This is a genomic window from Nostoc sp. CMAA1605, assembly GCF_021596505.1.
GTDB lineage: Bacteria > Cyanobacteriota > Cyanobacteriia > Cyanobacteriales > Nostocaceae > Trichormus.
Map to the genome: position 1 here is coordinate 100,235 of NZ_PJIZ01000001.1, position 18,410 is coordinate 118,644.

Consider the following 18,410-nt stretch of genomic DNA (forward strand, 5'->3'; position numbering starts at 1 on the left):
GCCAAACCTCCCCTGCTGCAAGGCTATCTGGTCAGGATTCCTCAATTGCGTTAGCGCAGCCTCTCGTAGAGAAGAGAAGTCCATTGCAAATTGGTATGATCACCCTTTCACGCAGCCAAAAACTATAGACATTGTGTAGCGATCGCTAACTTTATTATTTTATAGTATTTATGTACTATATTTAGAGGTGGTTTCCCTGAATAGTGCATCAATAGCAAACTTCTCCAATTGTCCATCCAAAAGTGATGGACTACTATATATTTGCTGGTAGTGGTAAAAATTAATCTTCACTGTAGAAACTACCAATTAAAGCCAATTTCCTACTAAGACAAAACCTGACCAAAAATAAGGCCGATTATCTTTTTTTAATAAAGCTAATTGAGCCTGCTGAAGTGCTTTAGCTCTGCTTCTTCCCTTTTTTAATTCCTGATAAAAATAATTCATGATTTCACTAGTGGAAAAATCATCTATTGACCATAAACTTGCTAATGTGCTTTCGGCTCCTGTTCTGACGGTGATTCCGGCTAATCCTAAAGTGGCTTGTCTATCGCCTGTAGCAGTTTCGCACGAACTTAGAACTAGTAACTCAATAGGATTAGAGCCATTGAAACTAGTTGGTTGCAGTAGGTCAACTAAATCTTCTATCTTGAGTAGTTTATCCCAAGTGAGAATAAAGGTTTGATCAGGGTTAGAACTAAATTGGCTGTGGGTTGCTAGATGAACTACAGAAAAATCGGATGATCGCAGTTTGTTTTCGATGTTAATTATCGTAAAGTTATTATTGAGCAGCTTTTCACTTCGGGGTATTTCTGTCTGAATATTATCTAACTCTTTTTTAACATTAATCAGAGGAGAAAATTCTTGCCCAGCAATAGAGCGTTTTTCACTGACTCCTGCTGCTAACACTTTTATGGGGGAATTGCGTAGAGGTTGAGCCTCAAAAAGTTGTAAAGTCGGTGCTATGGCGATCGCATACTTTTCGATGAGGTATTTTTGTTGTTCTCTATCATATAATACTGACATAGGAATACTACGCAGATTGCCATCTAAGACAAAGACTAAAGTTTCTATGTTGTGAGACTTTAAATCTGTTTCTATAGGACGAATTAACCAATCATAGACTTGTTGGGATAAAATTTTAACTTGGAATGTTCTAGTTACATTAGACAAATATTGTTGTAAGTTAATTATCGTTGTTTCTACATTTTCTTGTGATATGGAAGTTTCATAATAACGCAGTTCTTTTTGTTGGGGTAATTTTAGAATAGTTGCTAATTTATTTTCTAGAATAATAGGATAAATAATAGCTGCTTTTACATCGCTTTTTTCGATAATTTGATCAATTTCAATTCGAGGTTTTAAACAAGGCTCTTGTAAAAAGTTTTCTATTTCGGCTAACTGCAAAGACTCTATTGTATTTCGGGCTTGCTTCAGATTGTTATTTACATTTAACTCAGCAGTCTCTTGATTTAATAAGAGTAGATAAACTAGTTGACGATAAACTGGTTCAACCTTTTCCCGAAAAGAAAACTGTAGCTGGGAGTTCATCGCAGCCAGATCCAGACGCAGAGATTGCAAAGTATCAATAGCTGCATGATAAGCGGCGATCGCCTCTTTAATATTCCCCTGGGCTTTGAGAATATATCCTAGTTGCCATTGCCACTGGTAGGCCATATCATTAGCCGAGATGGCTTGCGCCTGTAAAAGTGCTTTTTGTGTCAAAACTAAAGCTTCTGAGTATTGCTGGTTCTGTGCATAAAGCCAAGCCAGATATCCAACAGCATAGGATTCAGCACGTTGATTACCCAGGATTTTTGCTTGTTGCCAAGCTATTGTCAACTGTTGGGCAATATCTTTCACATCAACAGTCTTGCTAGGGGAATATTGGTTAACACAAATGAGACTTTGAGCAAAATTAATGTGGTTAAAAACTGTGTTTTGCTCAACAGGTAATTCTTTTAGCTGTGACTCAATTTGAGGAATTAAATTTTGTGCTGTTGTTAGCTGATTAATTCTAATTAATAAACTCAAATGATTTAATTTCGCTTGCACCGAAATTTGACTAGATATGGTTTTATCTGCTGCTTGCTGATACAGCAAATTAGCTTGCTGATAAAATGTAATTTCCTCACTATTTGTAGCTTGTTCTCCACAACTTAAGGGACTAGAGTTTTGTTTATTGATTCTGCCTGTTTGAATCTGTATTCTTTCCCCTAATATTCTTTGAGCATTACCCAGACTCAACCAGGCCAAACTTTCCATTGTGGGTGATGATAGCTCTTGAGCAACTTGTAAACTGATGTTTAAAACTTTTATAGACAAATCTGGACGGTTCAGTTTTTGCAATACATCTCCCAAACTCTGCAAACCATTAGCCATAATGAGGGATTTTTTTTGGTTTGCCAAATTTTGTAACCATGAATTATTTTGTGAAACGTTACGCTCTTGGACTAATTTTCGGCAATCTGGCTGGTTGATGTCAAAAGCCTGTAATATTTGATTGCAAGCTTTGAGATCCATTCCATTAGCTTGTAGGGCTTCAGCGACATTAATTAAATTTTGGAATTCACCTTCCTGATTACCTATTTTTTTATAAGCATGAGCAGCCTGTTGCCAAATATTGGCGGCTGCATCAAATTGACCAGATTCGTAAAGAGTTTTTCCTTCCACTTCCAGTCTTTGGGCATCTATTAGAGGTGTTTTGGCAATTGTTGAATTAGGTAATAAACCAGAAAAAATTACAGATAAAATAATACCTAAACAGACAAATATAATTGCTTTTAGTCGCTGAGATAATCTGTATTGCCAATTAGTTTTTCTAGGAAGCATGACATTTACTATAGTTAGTTTTAAGTGTAGAAGTGTGAATAGTAGGACTAACACTCAAAATTATCTGCCCTTGGTCATTTAAACTCCAAGTATTAGCCTCTAATGTCGGAGTAAGCGGGAGAGGTTGATTTGATTGAGTTGTAGTGAGAGGATTTGTAGAAATTGCGATCGCCGGCACACGTAAAGCATTAGTAGGCTGTGGTGGTATACCTCCTCGTCCTGTAATGATAAATTGGTTTTGAGATTGCCTACTTGCCACGGTTGAAGCTGCACACCCTTGAGTAATCAGCCTGCTAGCATCAACTACATTTGTAGGTAAAGCCACTAACTCATTACTGATATCTGCATTTGGAGTATTAATAATAATTTCACCGTTGAGTTGGGGGTTTTGTTGGGAAAAGGCAGTGATATCGCTGCGCTTAGTTAGGTTTTCACTTGTTTCGATGCCAAAAATCCCCTGTGCATTAATCCGAATCAAGCCACCTTTACCTACAAAGGCATTGGCGGTAATATCGCTATTTTCATTGGGAACAGCGACTAAAAATTTGGTGTTAATGTCAATATTGCCGCCATTTCCGCCTGTGGTTTGTTGTCCGGCGGTGGTGGAAATGCTGCTATGATCTCTGAGTAGCAGTAAGTCTCGTACCTGCAATTGAATATTCCCACCTTCGCTGCTGAATGTATCTGCCAATAACCGCGATCGCCCTTGTAGAGTTAGATAATTAGTTGTAATTTTTAAATCCCCTACATTCGCCTGTTCATTTTTTCTGGGAGCAGTATTAGCAACAGACACACTAGCACCATTAGTTAATGTTATCTGATTAGTATTAATTACAATTGAGCCAGAATTACCTGTGGCAATTGGTGGCAGTCCTAAAATAGCTTGCAGAAAATCAGGCGGAGTCACAATATCAGAGCTAATTCGACTATTGAGAAATGTTGTACTGACAGGACTAAAATCGAAAGTACCGGAATTAACAATTTCAACAGATTCTTTGGCATTAATTGTGATGTCACCTGCATTACCACTAGAATATCCACTAGAGAGAATTGCACCGCCGTTTTTGAGTTGAAGGATGGGGGTATTAACAAGAATTTGTCCTCCGTTACCCTCTCCAAAAGAGTTGGAAACAATTGCACTATTGGAAATCACCGCATTAGAATTACCCTCGATATTAATTAGCTTTGTGGCATTGATAATCAGATGACTAGCATTTCCTTTACCCAATGTGGAATTTGTAATCTGTGCGCCATCTCGAATTTCTAAAATATTAGTTGATACTGTCAACTTGCCCGATAAACCATTGTTAAAGGTTGCCGTTGTAATTGCACTCAAATCAGTAGCATCAACAGCAGAATTACCCCTCATACCGATAAAATCATTAGCTTGAATATTAATATCCCCACTATCTGCTGTACTAAAGGTTTGGGCAACAATAGTACCGCCATCATTCAGTAACAAACGAGGTACGGAAATGTTAATATTTCCTCCTCTGCCATTACCTAATGATTGAGTAGCAATGCGGCTAGAAACTGCTGGATTTGTACCACTGATCACTAATGATTGAGTGCCAATGACTTGTATATCAGCACTGGGTTCTTCACCCAGGGATTGTCCCACAATCATTGAGCCGTCTTGTAAAGTGATATTTCTACCCCTTAACTGGACTACACCTGACTTAATCCCACTAACATCTACTAAAGCCGCAGATTGCAGTTGAATATCTCCCAATTCGGTTTTAGGTGTTCTATTAATAGTTGAGAATTCATTTCCTTGTCCCAGAATCAATTCACCATTACTCAAAGCTATTAAATCAACTTGGCCAGAATCAGCAATGAGTAAACCACCATCAAGGCTGATGTTTCTTGCTACTAAAGCTAAGGTACGTCCTGTAGGGACTTGTAAACCTGTATGTTTTGCTGCTTGTCTATTGAGTAAAGATAAACCTACTCTGGTGATATTGTGTCCCGAACCTTGCACATGAATTTCTCCTGAATTAGCTCCCAGTTGTAATCCAATTGGTGTGCTAATATTGAGAAGGGATGCAGTAGATTTTTCTGTACTAAATTGCGAACCGTCGGCAAATTTTACACTAGATGCTGTCGAAGCAATAAAAGAACCATTAATATTAATCTGGGCATTACTTCCGAAAATAATCCCACTAGGATTGATGAAGAAAAAATTGACTGAATTGTTGTGATTCATCGTCTGAATCAAGCCGTCTAGATGGGAAATACTACCCCCAGTCACCCGACTGAAAATTGTTGAGACATTGGGTGTATGTCCTAAATCAAAGGTAGCAGATCCACTTGTGGGAATAGAAAACTGACTAAAACTGTGGAATAAATTGTTATTGACTACAGTGCCATTTTCAATGATGAAATCTTGAGCATTGGTAGAATTGATAGTTGTGTTGAGTGTTCCATCAGAAACTACCTGTGCTTTAGCGCAGCTAGACCAGAAAAGCATTGTTCCTAAAATCAGCAGCAGTCCATGTACTGAACCTAACAAAATCAAGCTTGATTTCATCACTCAATCGCCATGTTATTTAATAGGGATACTTAATAAAATTAGAAATAAAGCTAGCTGGTCTTCTAAGAACTATTTTGACATTTATTGTCATTTTTTCTCCAAGTGGAAGCGTAAGCAGTGGGACTAACACTCAAAATTATCTGCCCTTGGTCATTTAAACTCCAAGTATTAGCCTCTAATGTGGGATTCACAGGAAGAGGTTGATGTGATTGAGTTGTGGTGAGAGAATTTGTAGAAATTGCGATCGCCGGCACACGTAAAGCATGATTAGGCTGTGGTGGTATACCTCCTCGCCCTGTAATGGTAAATTGGCTTTGAGATTGCCTGTTAGCCACGGTTGAAGCTGCACACCCTTGAGTAATCAGCCTGCTAGCATCAACTACATTTGTAGGTAAAGCTACTAACTCATTGTTGATATCTGCATTCGGCGTATTGATAATAATTTCACCGTTGAGTTGGGGGTTTTGTTGAGAAAATGCAGTGATATCACTGAGTTTAGTTAATATTTCGCGCTCTTCGATACCGAAAATTCCCTGTGTGTTAATTCTGATTAAACCACCTTTACCCGCAAAGGCATTGGCGGTAATGTCGCTATTTTCATCGGCAACAGCGACTAAAAACTTACTGTTGATGTCAATATTGCCGCCATTTCCACCTGTTTCTTGAAGTCCGGCGGTGGTGGAAATGCTACTATTATTCCTGAGTAGTAGTAAGTCTCGTACCTGCAATTGAATATTACCACCTTCACTGCTGAATGTATCGGCTAATAACTGCGATCGCCCCCGCAGAGTCAGAGAATTAGTTTTTATACTCAAGTCTCCGGCATTACCTTGGCTTTGACTATTCACAGAAATTTCGGCATCATTACTCAAATTAACAAACTTAGATGTTTCTATTTGAATATTTCCCCCCTTTCCTTGCCCTAATGTACTGGCACTCAGGTTAGCTCCCTGGTTTAAATTTAGTGACTCTGCTTTGAGATGAATATTGCCACCATTTCCAATAGCTATATTTCCTACTTTAGAGGTAATTTCACTAGTAAAGCCATTTGTGTCTTTACCATCTAAATTAACAGCACCTTTCACATCTATAAAAATACTACCTGCATTGCCTTTGCCAAAGGTAGAACTACCCAAAAAACTCCCCCTTGTTATGCTCAGGGAGTCTGCTGTGATTTTTATATCCCCACCATCTCCAATTGCTTGTTTTCCTACGTCAGAACCAATTATGCCCATATCAAGCTTGACAGCATCTTGAACATTTATAAAAATATTGCCCGATTTTCCTTGCCCAAAGGTAGTAGTATTAATAAAACTATTTCCTGTTATTGTCAGGGAGTCTGCGCTCATATGAATGTCGCCCCCATTTCCCACGGCTTGTGGTACTACTTGAGAGGTAATGTAAGCATAAGTATTAGGAATATTTAATCTGGGTTCACCATCTAAGAGAATAGCACCTTTAACATCTATAAAAATACTGCCAGAATTTCCTTTGCTCCATGTAGAGCTACTGATATTAGCACCCTGCGTCATGGTGAGAGACTCGGCTTTGATGTGAATCTCTCCACCATTGCCAGTTCCTGTTTCTGTTACTAAAGACCTAATAGTGCTGGAAAAGTTATATCCGTTTTCTTCGCCACCATAGAGGTTGATTGCACCATTAACATCTATAAAAATATTGCCAGCATTTCCCTGCCCCAAACTACGGCTGCCTAAAAAGCCTCCTTTGTCCATTGTAAGAGAATCTGCTTTGAGGTGAATTTCTCCACCATTGCCAATTGCTGTGCGTGCTATTCCAACACCAAAGTAAGAATACGACTCAATGTTGTCAGATGATAATAATACAGGCCCACTAACATTTGCGTAGATACTACCACTATTGGCGATGCCAAGACTACGTGTACTGAAAAAACTTGCACCAGTCACATCAAGTGAGCCTGCTTGAAGATTGATATTGCCACTAATTCCTGTAGCATTCACTTCGATTTGGTTAACGACAGCACTCTTTTGACTTAAAGATATAGCCTGTGTAGCATTTAAACTAATATCTCCTGCCTTTGCCTCTGCTGTACCCAATCCTGTTGTAATCCCGGCTAAAACCAGACTTTCTTCACTTATATCAATATTGTGACCAGTGAGAGCGATCGCACCACCACCATCAGCTGCTACATTCACAATCGCTCCATTCCTCAGAGAAATATCACCCCGTGCGATTTCCTGGGGAAATGTCAAGGAAATATGATTACCATCCACTTCTAAGCCAATTTCCCCTACACTAGCTACACTAGCTAACTCCACCCGTCCACCCAAAGCATTTATTTCGCCTGTATTCAATATATTTCCCCCCACTAATAACAGGCTTTTTCCATCACCTACGCTTAATCCAAACAGGGGATTTTGCGATTTATCCTCTCCGACTGCAACTATCGACCTATTTTCAATTGCCCCTGCACCAATTTGGTTAAAAAATAAGGCTGATGGTTTAACAGTTAAAAGTGGAACTGCTTGGGGAGATGAAGCACTGAAAAATCCTTGTTCGCCAAATTTAATACTATTAGCTGATGTGGCGACAAATGAACCACGAATATCTAAACTTGCATCTGCACCAAATATAATCCCATTGGGATTGAGCAAAAATAGGTTGGCATTGCCTAATACCCCCAACTTGCCCAAGATTTCCGAACGATTACTTCCTGTCACTCTCGCTAAAATATTTTCAATCCCTGTGGGATTGGCAAAATACACAGTTTTTCCCTCGCTGACATGAAATTCACGGAAACTATGAAACAGGTTCATCCCGCGCACACTTCCACCCGTGATTCCTTCTTGTGCAACCCCATTGAAGTTGTTGATGATTTGGGATTTTTCTGTTCCCAAGCTATCATCCGGTACTATCTGACTTTGGGCTAGAGTGTGTTCTGCCATTGAAATGATGATCATTTCTAACAAAGCTAGGCAGATCCCTAATTTTAATTTTCTTAGGTCATCCCAGCTACTATGAATCTCCTGGAATAAAGTTAGCTGATCTCTTCGCCAAGTTTTTCTAAGCACCATGACAGCCACCATAATTTGTGCCAAAAGTAGAAGCGTAAGCAGTAGGACTGACGCTCAAAATGATTTGTCCTTGGTCATTTAGACTTAAAGTATTAGCCTCTAATGGGGGAGTAAAAGGGAGGGGTTGATTTAATTGAATTGTGGTTAGAGGATTTGCAGAAATAGCGATCGCCGGCACACGTAAAGCATGATTAGGCTGTGGTGGTATACCTCCTCGCCCTGTAATGGTAAATTGGCTTTGAGATTGCCTGTTAGCCACAGTTGAAACTGCACATCCTTGAGTAATCAGCCTGCTAGCATCAACTACATTTGTAGGTAAAGCTACTAACTCATTGTTGATATCTGCATTCGGCGTATTGATAATAATTTCACCGTTGAGTTGGGGGTTTTGTTGGGAAAAGGCAGTGATATCACTGAGGTTAGTTAATGTTTCACTTCTTTCAATACCGAAAATTCCCTGTGTGTTAATTCTGATTAAACCACCTTTACCTGCAAAGGCATTGGCGATGATATCACTATTTTCATTGGGAAGAGTGACTAAAAATTTGGTGTTAATGTCAATATTGCCGCCATTGCCGCCAGCTTCTTGAAGCCCGGCGGTGGTGGAAATGCTGCTATTATCTCTAAGCAGTAGTAAATCTCTTATCTGCAATTGAATATTACCACCTTCGCTGCTGAATGTATCTGCTAATAACTGCGATCGCCCCCCCAGAGTTAGAGAGTTAGTTTTTATTCCCACATCACCTGCATTACCTTGGCTTTGGCTATTCACAGAAATTTCGGCATCATTACTCAAATTGACAAACTTAGATGTCTCTATCTGAATATTTCCCCCTTTCCCTTGCCCTGCTGTACTGGCACTTAGGTTAGCTCGCCGGGTTAAATTGAGAGACTCTGCTTTGAGATCAATATTGCCACTATTACCAACTGCCCTCTCTTCAGATTTTGTCGTGATCCCACTAGGTGAGTTACTCTGAGTCTCACCATCGATGTTAATCACACCGCCCACATCTACATAGATATTTCCTGCATTTCCTTGTGCAAAAGTGCTTGTACTCAAACTACCTCCTTGTGCAAGATTCAAGGAGTTTGCCTTTAGATGAATCTCTCCTCCACTTCCAACTGCTGATGGTGCTATTACTTGAGTTCTAATTCCACTAGAAAAGCCAGTGCTATCCTCACCACTTATTTTCACAGAATCCTTGACATCAACAAAAATATTGCCGCCATTACCTCTGCCAAAAGTGCTGCTACTAAGACCAGCCCCTTGAGTTAAAGTTAGGGACTCCGCTTTGAGATGAATATCACCACTATTTCCCACGGCTGGTGGTGCTACTTGACTAACAATACCACTGGGAAATTCTAGACTTTCACCATCGAAGATCGCCGCACCTTGAATATCAACGAAGATATTGCCACTATTTCCTCGTCCAAAGGTGCTGTTAATAATGGAACTGCCCTGTAAGAGTGTGAGAGATTCTGCTTTGAGATGAATATCTCCACTATTTCCCTCGGCTCCTGGTGCTACCTGAGTTGTGATGACACTAGCAAGTACGCGATCAATTGTACTATTATCACTCTTCTTCAGAGTTATAGCACCTTTAACATCAACGAAGATATTGCCACTATTGCCTGTTCCCAGGTTAAAGCTACTGATCTGACTGTTATCAATTAAATTGAGAGAGTCTGCTTGGATATTAATATTACCGCTATTACCTATTGCCCAGTTAGAGCTATTGATCCGGCTGTTATCACTTAAATTGAGAGAGTCTACTTGGATATTGATATTACCGCTATTGCCTGTGCCAAAGTTAGGGGTATTGATGCGGTTACCATTAAGTGAACCATCAATTAAATTGAGCGAGCCTGCTTGGATATTGATATTACCGCCATTACCTGTAGCATTCACTCCGACTTGGTTGATGATGCGACTAGATTGACTCAACGATATAGCTTGTGTAGCCTTTAAATTAATATCCCCAGCTTGTGTGGCTGGTGTTCCTAAACTTGCGCCAATACCTGCATTGAGCAAGCTATCTTCTTTTAACTCAATATTGTTACCAGTGAGAGCGATCGCACCTCCACCACCAGATGCTACATTCACAATCGCCCCATTCCTCAGTGAAATATCACCCCGTACCAGTCCTTGGGGAAATGTCAAGGATAGCTTGTTACCATCAATACTTAACCCGACTTCCCCCACACTGGCTACACTGCCTAACTCCACCCGTCCACCCAAAGCATTTAACCGCCCAGCATTCAGCACCTTTCCCCCCACTAACAGCAAGCTATTGCCATCAGCTACCCTCAAACCCAATACACGATTATTTGTTTGATTCACTCCTGCTGCTGCGATGGAACTATTTTCAATTGCCCCTGCACCAATTTGGTTAAACAATAAAGCTGATGGTTGGATTGTCAAAAGTGGAACTGGTTGTGGTGATGAAGCACTAAACAATCCTTGTTCGCCAAATTTAATACTATTAGCTGATGTGGCAACAAATGAACCACGAATATCTAAACTTGCACCTGAGCCAAATATAATCCCATTGGGATTGAGCAAAAATAGGTTGGCATTGCCTAATACCCCTAACTTGCCCAAGATTTCCGAACGATTACTTCCTGTCACTCTCGCTAAAATATTTTCAATCCCCGTGGGATTGGCGAAATACACAGTTTTTCCCTCGCTGACATGAAATTCACGGAAACTATGAAACAGGTTCATCCCGCGCACACTTCCACCCGTGATTCCTTCTTGTGCAACCCCATTGAAGTTGTTGATGATTTGGGATTTTTCTGTTCCCAAGCTATCATCTGGTACTATCTGACTTTGGGCTAGAGTGTGTTCTGACAAGAAAATGATAATCGTTTTTAAAAAAGCCAAACAGATCGTTAACGGTAATTTTGTTTGACAATGCCAACCACTATCAGTCATCGTAGAAGCCAAAACTTAATGCAAGGTGAGTTAAAAACTGAGTTTCGTTGTGATTGTATGATAGCAAGAGAACCATTTAGGTTAAATTTAGTTAAAAAAGCCCTAAAATAGTGAAAAATTAGGGATTACTGAATGCCGGTCTAAACAAGATGATACTTTTGAATTACCATCATCTTCTCAATTCAGCAACACCGCAGATGCTTCATTGTAAATAAACTGAGATTTCCTCCAAGCTTGGGGTGTAGTCTGATGATTCTGGCGAAACTGTCGGAAGAAATGTCCTTCATGTTGATAGCCGACGGCTTCAGCAATCTGACTTACCGACAAATCACTTTCCTTGAGCAGATTACGTGCTGCTAACATCCTACGTTCAACAATCCAGTGATTGACTGTTTTTCCGGTATGACGACGCACCAAATTAGTTAAGTAAGCCGGACAGTAACCGACTGCTGTGGCTACATCACACAAGCTAATCGGTTGATGATAATTCTCCTCAATAAAGTTAAACACCTGATTTAATAGCGCGTTTCCAGGAAATGCTAACAAGGGATATTTTGGTTTTTCCTCCTGACTGGAGATGCTTGGGAATATTGGCGTTGGGGAAGTTTCTGAAACAACTGTTTGTGACTTAATGTGGCAAATCAATAGATAACTATATTTTTTGCCCTCAGATTCTATGGAAGTAACAGTGATTTCCAATGACAGGTTACAACCGTCTTGTCTTTGGTATTGAGTATTAAAGGATGTCTGATGTTGCTGTTTGTCAGTATGCCAAAAATTTGCCCAAACATTGAGTAAAAAATCTAGGTTGAGGTCTTGTATACCCATAGATACCAACTGTTCACGGGAATTCCCCACTAACTGACAAACAGCTTGATTAACGTATAAAACTTTGGCATTGGGTTTTGCAATTGGCTCTATCCAGAAAATTGGTTCTGGTACACGCTCCATCAAAAACTGAGTAAAGCGTAGTTCTTCTGGTTGTAATTTTAGTGTTAATGGAGGATTACTGGACTCAGCCATACAAATGGTAGCCACCATATTTCAACCTCATTGAAACTATATAGACTGCGCGAGAATATAGAGAAACACTCACTAACAACAGATGTTGGGCATTGATGGTAAAAATTTAGACCTGTAATGTCAGCTTGTCACACCAATTCAGAATTCAGAATTCAGAAAGTGAGACTCAGCATAACTTTTAGCAGTTGCATCTGCATCAACTTTTGCGTGAATTGGTATCAGGTAGTCTATTCAAGTTCATTGATTGTGTTTAAGCGCGTACAGTGCAAACATCTGAACTAAAATTCAGCTTTACTATCAGCACTATGATTAAAATCATACGTCAGTAGTGGTAATTTCAGTCATGAACTTTTTATTAACTTAGTTAATGTAAATACTAGTAAACCAAGATTAAGTTCAGTTTATCCCTTTACAAAGCTTTACAAAACTTTACATAATTGTGTCTTGTATTTACAGGTAATAACCCGATAAAAAGTAGAAATATAGGCGACAAATACACTTCTCGACGCAGGTTTTTGCCGATATCATCGGTGTTTCACATTCTGACTGAGATCAGTCAATTACGTAAATTAGTCCTGTTGCAAGATGATAGTCATCTAGAGATTGCATCACTTGATCTAAGTTGATGACAATCAATTTCAGCCTGATTGTGTGTACTGATCTGAGATGTTAGGATTGTAATAGAGGTAAAATCTCTAAATTTATCTAACAAAGTTAATATCAACGACATCTGTAAATTTTGCATTTGCGTATATTCTTAAATCTCAATGAATGTGGAAGAAGTCATCCAAACCATAGATCACATCTTTTTGACTAATACCGGTCAACACTTAAAAGATGTGGAATCCATCATCCTCAGAGGAGCATGGCAAGCCAAAACCTATGAACAGATTGCAGATACCTGTGATTACAGTTTGGGTTACATCAAACAAGTGGCAGCTCCTAAGCTGTGGAAATTATTATCAGATGTTTTAGGGGAAGACATCAGTAAAACTAATTTCCGATTCATCCTAGAAAGGTTGTGGCAAGAGCTATCCACAGTTAATCTCAACCAGACAGCATTTAGAGAATCTGTGAGTGAACCAACCCTAAAAACCTCACGAAATCGGGGTGAAATACCAGAAATCGGCGTTTTCTATGGACGCACTCCAGAGCTTACCACCTTAAAAGAGTGGTTAGTCAATCAACAGTGTCGGCTAGTAGCAGTTGTGGGTATGGGGGGAGTTGGCAAGACAACATTAGCCGCAAAATGTGTTCAACAAATACAAACAGAATTTGATTTGATTATTTGGCGAGATTTACGCCAAGATCCATTACTTAGCCAATTGCTGACGGAAATCAGCCCACTTATAGAATCACAGCAGAATTATCTAATTGCACAAGACATTGATGCTCAAATTACCGAATTTATTAATTTTCTCCGCCAATATCGTTGTCTTGTTATTTTAGATGCAACTACTAATATTCAGCAAAGTAGCAATACGGTTGGACATTATCGAGAAGGTTTTGAAATTTACGGTAAATTCTTAAAAAGATTAGGGCAAGAATATCATCGTAGTTCTGTGATGTGGATAGGACGGGAGAAACCCAAGGAAATTGCCTTGATGGCAGGAGAAAATTGTCCGGTGCGCTCCTTATCTCTACAAGGTTTAGACTCATCAGGCAAGGAAATATTTCAAGAGAAAAAGTTATTAGATCCAGATACTTGGGATGACTTGATTCAGCTTTATAGAGGTAATCCTTTAGCTTTGAAAATTGTTGCTAATACTATTCAAGAATTATTTGGGGGTAAGGTTTCTGCCTTCTTGAAACAAGAGACGATAGTTTTTGGTGAACTGAACGATATTTTAGACGAACAGTTTGAGTATCTATCAGATTTAGAGCAGGAAATTCTCTACTGGTTAGCAATTGAGTGTCAACCAATTTCTCTATCGCAATTACGTGGAGATATTGTAGCCCCCGTCACCCAAGCAGAATTAATGGAAGCGATAGAATCACTTTTGCGGCGATCGCTGATTGAAAGAACCGTAGTGGAAGAAGATGTCCTGTTTTCGCTCCAGCAGCCTGTGGTGTCGCAATATGTAATTAATCAGATTTGTGAGCGCGTTTGTCAAGAGATTCGGGAATTTGGTAGACACCAAAAAATTGAAACAATAGAGGTTTTGCGAATTCTATCTTTAGTGCAGCAAAAACAGAAAGATGCAGTTATTCAAGAAATGCAAGTCCGCTTAGTTCTGAAACCCATTAAAAACCAACTATATAAAATATTCAAAGATGAAAGCTTAATTGAATCATACCTTACCAAAATCCTCTCCCTTTTGCAAGGAAAAACTCCCTTGTTTGTGGGCTATGCCAAAAGTAATGTTAATAATCTGCTGCTAGAACTTAAATCTGATTTGAGTAACGTCAGTTATCGATAATAATGTTCCCCGTTAATACTCCCACTAAATATAAAACGTTGAAATATGAGCTACTGTATCAACCCCTGGTGTCTTAATCGGGAAAATCCTGACGGTCAAGAATTTTGCCAGAGTTGTGGATCTAGCTTAATTATTAATGAGCGTTATCGGGTGATTAAGCCATTAAGAGAATTGCATCAAAATCACCATACAGAAATATTTGAAATAGATAATTTGGGTACAACTAAAGTTCTCAAAGTTTTAACTAGCAATCGGCGACGTTTGATTGAAATGTTTGAACAGGAGGCTAGAGTTCTCCGACATTTGAAATATTTAAGTGTACCTCAAATTGATACCTGTTTTCAGTTTTCTCCTAAAGATAGGCATGAACAATTGTATTGCTTAGTCATGGAGAAAATCCCAGGAGAGAATCTAGCTCATTGGTTAGAGAAACATGGTAAATTATCTGAAGAATTAGCCATTGATTGGTTGATGCAGTTAACTAAGTTACTAGTGGAACTCCATCAAGAAAAAGTTTTACACCGAGATATTAAGCCATCAAATATAATGATTCGTCCTGATGGTCAACTAGTGTTTATTGACTTTGGTGCAGCCAGACAAGTGACTGTAACTTATGCAGAAAAGCTGGATGGCGGTGATATTACTAGAGTTTATTCCTTGGGATACACAGCACCAGAGCAATTACAAGGTCAAGCTAGTTATCAATCAGATTATTTTGCGCTTGGACGGACTTTTGTTAATTTATTAACTGGCATACACCCCAACGATTTGCCGAAGGAACCACACACAAACCAAATAATTTGGCGAGAGCAAGCACCCCAGATTTCGTCAGGTTTAGCCAATTTCATTGATAACCTGATGATTCCCGCACCCCATGAACGTCTTCTCAACCCCCAGTCGATCTTAGAACAAATTCAGAGTAACCAAAGCCAAGAACTGCAAATTAGTGAATTAAGTGCAGGTAAAAAAAATCTCTCCTTGTGCGGTGGTAAAACTTTAGCAGTTAATAATTTAACTAATATTTGGCGCAATCTGTGTAAAGCGATCGCTGTCAGTGTGGCGATCGCCTGTTGCATTATCGGAGTAAGATATTTTGGTATCCTCCAGCCCTGGGAATTGCACAGTTTCGATCGCCTGATGGCACTACGCCCCATTGAAAAACCAGATTCGCGTCTGCTACTTGTGACTATTGATGAAGCGGATATTCAATATCAAAACAGTTTAGGAATGCAGATTCGATGGTCTTTATCTGATCAAGCACTGCTGCAACTGATCGAAAAATTAGAGCCATATCAACCCAGAACCATCGGCTTAGATATTTATCGTGATTTCCCCGTGAGTTCTGACTATCCCCAATTAGCAAATTATCTCCGCACAGACACACGCTTTTTTGCTCCTTGCAAAGTAGCAGCACCCAAAGATGATGAGCCACATTCTGTTCCACCACCACCAGAAGTTCCAGAATCCCGTTTAGGTTTTAGTGATTTTGTCGCCGATGATGGGGAAGTAGCCCGCCGCCATCTCTTACATTTAACTCCTCCAGCTAATTCTGCTTGCACCGCACAATACGCCTTTAGTTTGCAAACAGCACTACACTATCTAGCTAATCAAGGAATTAATGCCCATGTAAATAGTGATGGACAATTACAGATAGGCAAAGTAATCTTCCCACAATTAAAAACCCACAGCAGTGGTTATCAAAATATTGATGCTTCTGGTTATCAGATACTACTGAATTATCGTTCTCTGGTTTCTCCCAAAGATATTGCCCAGCAATTATCTCTGAGAGAGATTCTGGAAAATCGCGTGACTCCAGAATTGATTGACAAGCTCAAAAATCGTGTAGTGCTTATAGGTGTGACTGCTCCTAGTACCGTTGATCAGTGGAAAACTCCCTACACCGCTACAGCCATTCGTTCTCAGAAAAATATACCAGGAATATTCATTCAAGCTCAAGCGATCGCCCAGATTTTCAGTGCAGTTTTAGACAATAGACCCTTAATCTGGTGGTGGCCTAGTTGGCTAGAAACAATATGGATGATCGGCTGGTCATTGTTAGCTGGGATACTAGCTTTGTGTATTCGTCGCCCTTTATATTTAGGAGTAGCGATAGCGATCGCACTTTTGTTACTTTTTGGTATTTGCTATCTCACATTTATCAATGCTGGATGGATACCAATCATTCCACCCGCACTTTTAATGATTACTGTCCCAGCCATAGTTGTTTGGTGGAATTCCACACATCGCTAATACTTATTTAATAAAAATTTTGGGTTGAGATTATGGCTTTAACAAAACTGCTTCTACCATTGCTCAGGTTGAGATATTTCGTTGTTTTCGGAATGCTTTGTCTCGTAAGTTCCCCCTTACCTCTACAAGCCTCACCAACAAAATTACACACACTATATGCCAATAATCAGCAAAATTTGTTTACACCGCCACAGTTCCCAGATAATGGTGCGCCTGTTGGTCGTCGTAGGGGTGGAACTAGCCGCAACGACTGTCCAGCACTCAATATTCCCCTGACAGCTCTTGTTCCTGGCCAAGAAAAACTAGATAATTTTCAAGGCTCTACATCTTTTTTAGCTGCAACTATTTCTGAATATCCTACCTTTTGGGTATATATTCCTGACTTACCTAGTAATATTCGCCATGGAGAATTCATCTTACAGAATGAAATTGGAGAAGATATTTATCGAACATCCTTAAAACTGCCTTCAATATCAGGAGTTATCAATATTAATCTGCCATCTGAACCCCGATATTCCCTAAAATTAGGACAGAAGTATCATTGGTATTTTAAAATTTATTGTGGGCTAGAAAATTCAGAAAGTAAGTATTTCTATGTTGATGCTTGGATAGAAAGAATTGCACTTACAAAAAACATTGACCGCGAAATAAAATCTATTAAATCTCATAAATATCTAGCCTATTTCCATCAGAAAATTTGGTACGATGCCATTACAGAATTAGGACAACTACTTCAGACTAATTCCCAAAATAATACTCTCAAAACCGATTGGGCAGAAATTTTAAAATCAATAGATTTGTCAGATATTGCTCAAGAACCCGTCTTAACAACGGAATCAAAAAAGTAAAATACTATACCTAAAATCCATAAATTTGCACTTAAAAATGATGTAGAGACGTTGCATACAATGTCTCTACAGTCCCAAATAAAGCACATCTATGGCTACGCCAGGCGAGCTATATTAAGAAACAGTATTAAGAGCATAAAAGTCAATAGAGATTACTCTTATCTTTTAGGTACTTTTTTTGCTATGTATAGTTTGATTCCTAATTGCCCAAAATAATACCAAATTAAGATAAGTAGTATTATTTTGAACTACTGGAATAGTCTATTAATCTATGCTCTCAATGTAAAATCGGTATAAGTACCGTGAAAAACAACAAAAATGTGAGTCTTAGAAAAAAATCTGATATTGAGATAAATATCAGCGCATTTTATATTTAAAAACATCAATAAAAATCACCTAGACTAAATATTTTTTAGTTAAAGATGAAATACCTATGATTTTCATCGGAAATTACTTATTAATAGGATTTGGTTTGTAGTTAGGACTTTAGTCCTGAGTTGAAAACTGAAGTTTTTACTA

At 39.1% G+C, this 18,410-nt stretch carries 8 protein-coding genes; 3 read left to right on the top strand and 5 right to left on the bottom strand.

Annotation, left to right across the window (positions count from 1 at the left end; translation table 11 throughout):
• Positions 1-306: 306 nt before the first annotated feature.
• The 5 genes from CV014_RS00465 to CV014_RS00485 all read right to left on the bottom strand — a co-directional run bounded on the left by CV014_RS00465 (position 307) and on the right by CV014_RS00485 (position 12,391).
• Entirely contained in the window at positions 307-2,829 is a 2,523-nt protein-coding gene (locus tag CV014_RS00465) for a CHAT domain-containing protein (protein ID WP_236140223.1), read from the bottom strand.
• On the bottom strand, positions 2,819-5,359 hold the full coding sequence (locus CV014_RS00470; RefSeq protein WP_236140224.1) for a two-partner secretion domain-containing protein: 2,541 nt from the start codon (positions 5,357-5,359) through the stop codon (positions 2,819-2,821). The genes CV014_RS00465 and CV014_RS00470 overlap by 11 nt, the downstream gene beginning before the upstream one ends.
• A gap of 65 nt (positions 5,360-5,424) precedes the next feature.
• Complete coding sequence (locus CV014_RS00475; protein WP_236140225.1) at positions 5,425-8,286, bottom strand: two-partner secretion domain-containing protein; 2,862 nt, start codon at positions 8,284-8,286, stop codon at positions 5,425-5,427.
• Positions 8,287-8,404: 118 nt separating this feature from the next.
• Complete coding sequence (locus tag CV014_RS00480) at positions 8,405-11,269, bottom strand: two-partner secretion domain-containing protein (protein ID WP_236140226.1); 2,865 nt, start codon at positions 11,267-11,269, stop codon at positions 8,405-8,407.
• A 258-nt stretch (positions 11,270-11,527) separates the two neighbouring features.
• A complete protein-coding gene (locus CV014_RS00485; protein ID WP_236140227.1) occupies positions 11,528-12,391 on the bottom strand; it encodes a helix-turn-helix domain-containing protein in 864 nt (287 codons plus the stop codon).
• 749 nt (positions 12,392-13,140) lie between these two features.
• Between CV014_RS00485 and CV014_RS00490 the strand changes: the two genes are divergently transcribed.
• The 3 genes from CV014_RS00490 to CV014_RS00500 are packed head-to-tail and all read left to right on the top strand — an operon-like array spanning position 13,141 to position 17,891.
• A complete protein-coding gene (locus CV014_RS00490) occupies positions 13,141-14,793 on the top strand; it encodes an NB-ARC domain-containing protein (RefSeq protein ID WP_236140228.1) in 1,653 nt (550 codons plus the stop codon).
• 45 nt (positions 14,794-14,838) lie between these two features.
• Positions 14,839-17,043, top strand: coding sequence for a CHASE2 domain-containing protein (locus CV014_RS00495; RefSeq protein ID WP_236140229.1), 2,205 nt, complete (start codon positions 14,839-14,841; stop codon positions 17,041-17,043).
• Between the two features lie 32 nt (positions 17,044-17,075).
• Positions 17,076-17,891 (top strand): DUF928 domain-containing protein, encoded by an 816-nt coding sequence (locus CV014_RS00500; protein ID WP_236140230.1) that lies wholly within the window; start codon positions 17,076-17,078, stop codon positions 17,889-17,891.
• The last annotated feature ends 519 nt before the right edge of the window (positions 17,892-18,410 follow it).

Coding starts and splice junctions, on each gene's coding strand:
- CV014_RS00500 (WP_236140230.1), top strand. CDS start 17,076: ATGGCTTTAACAAAACTGCTTCTACCATTGCTCAGGTTGAGATATTTC.
- CV014_RS00465 (WP_236140223.1), bottom strand. CDS start 2,829: ATGCTTCCTAGAAAAACTAATTGGCAATACAGATTATCTCAGCGACTA.
- CV014_RS00495 (WP_236140229.1), top strand. CDS start 14,839: ATGAGCTACTGTATCAACCCCTGGTGTCTTAATCGGGAAAATCCTGAC.
- CV014_RS00470 (WP_236140224.1), bottom strand. CDS start 5,359: ATGAAATCAAGCTTGATTTTGTTAGGTTCAGTACATGGACTGCTGCTG.
- CV014_RS00490 (WP_236140228.1), top strand. CDS start 13,141: ATGAATGTGGAAGAAGTCATCCAAACCATAGATCACATCTTTTTGACT.
- CV014_RS00485 (WP_236140227.1), bottom strand. CDS start 12,391: ATGGTGGCTACCATTTGTATGGCTGAGTCCAGTAATCCTCCATTAACA.
- CV014_RS00475 (WP_236140225.1), bottom strand. CDS start 8,286: ATGGCAGAACACACTCTAGCCCAAAGTCAGATAGTACCGGATGATAGC.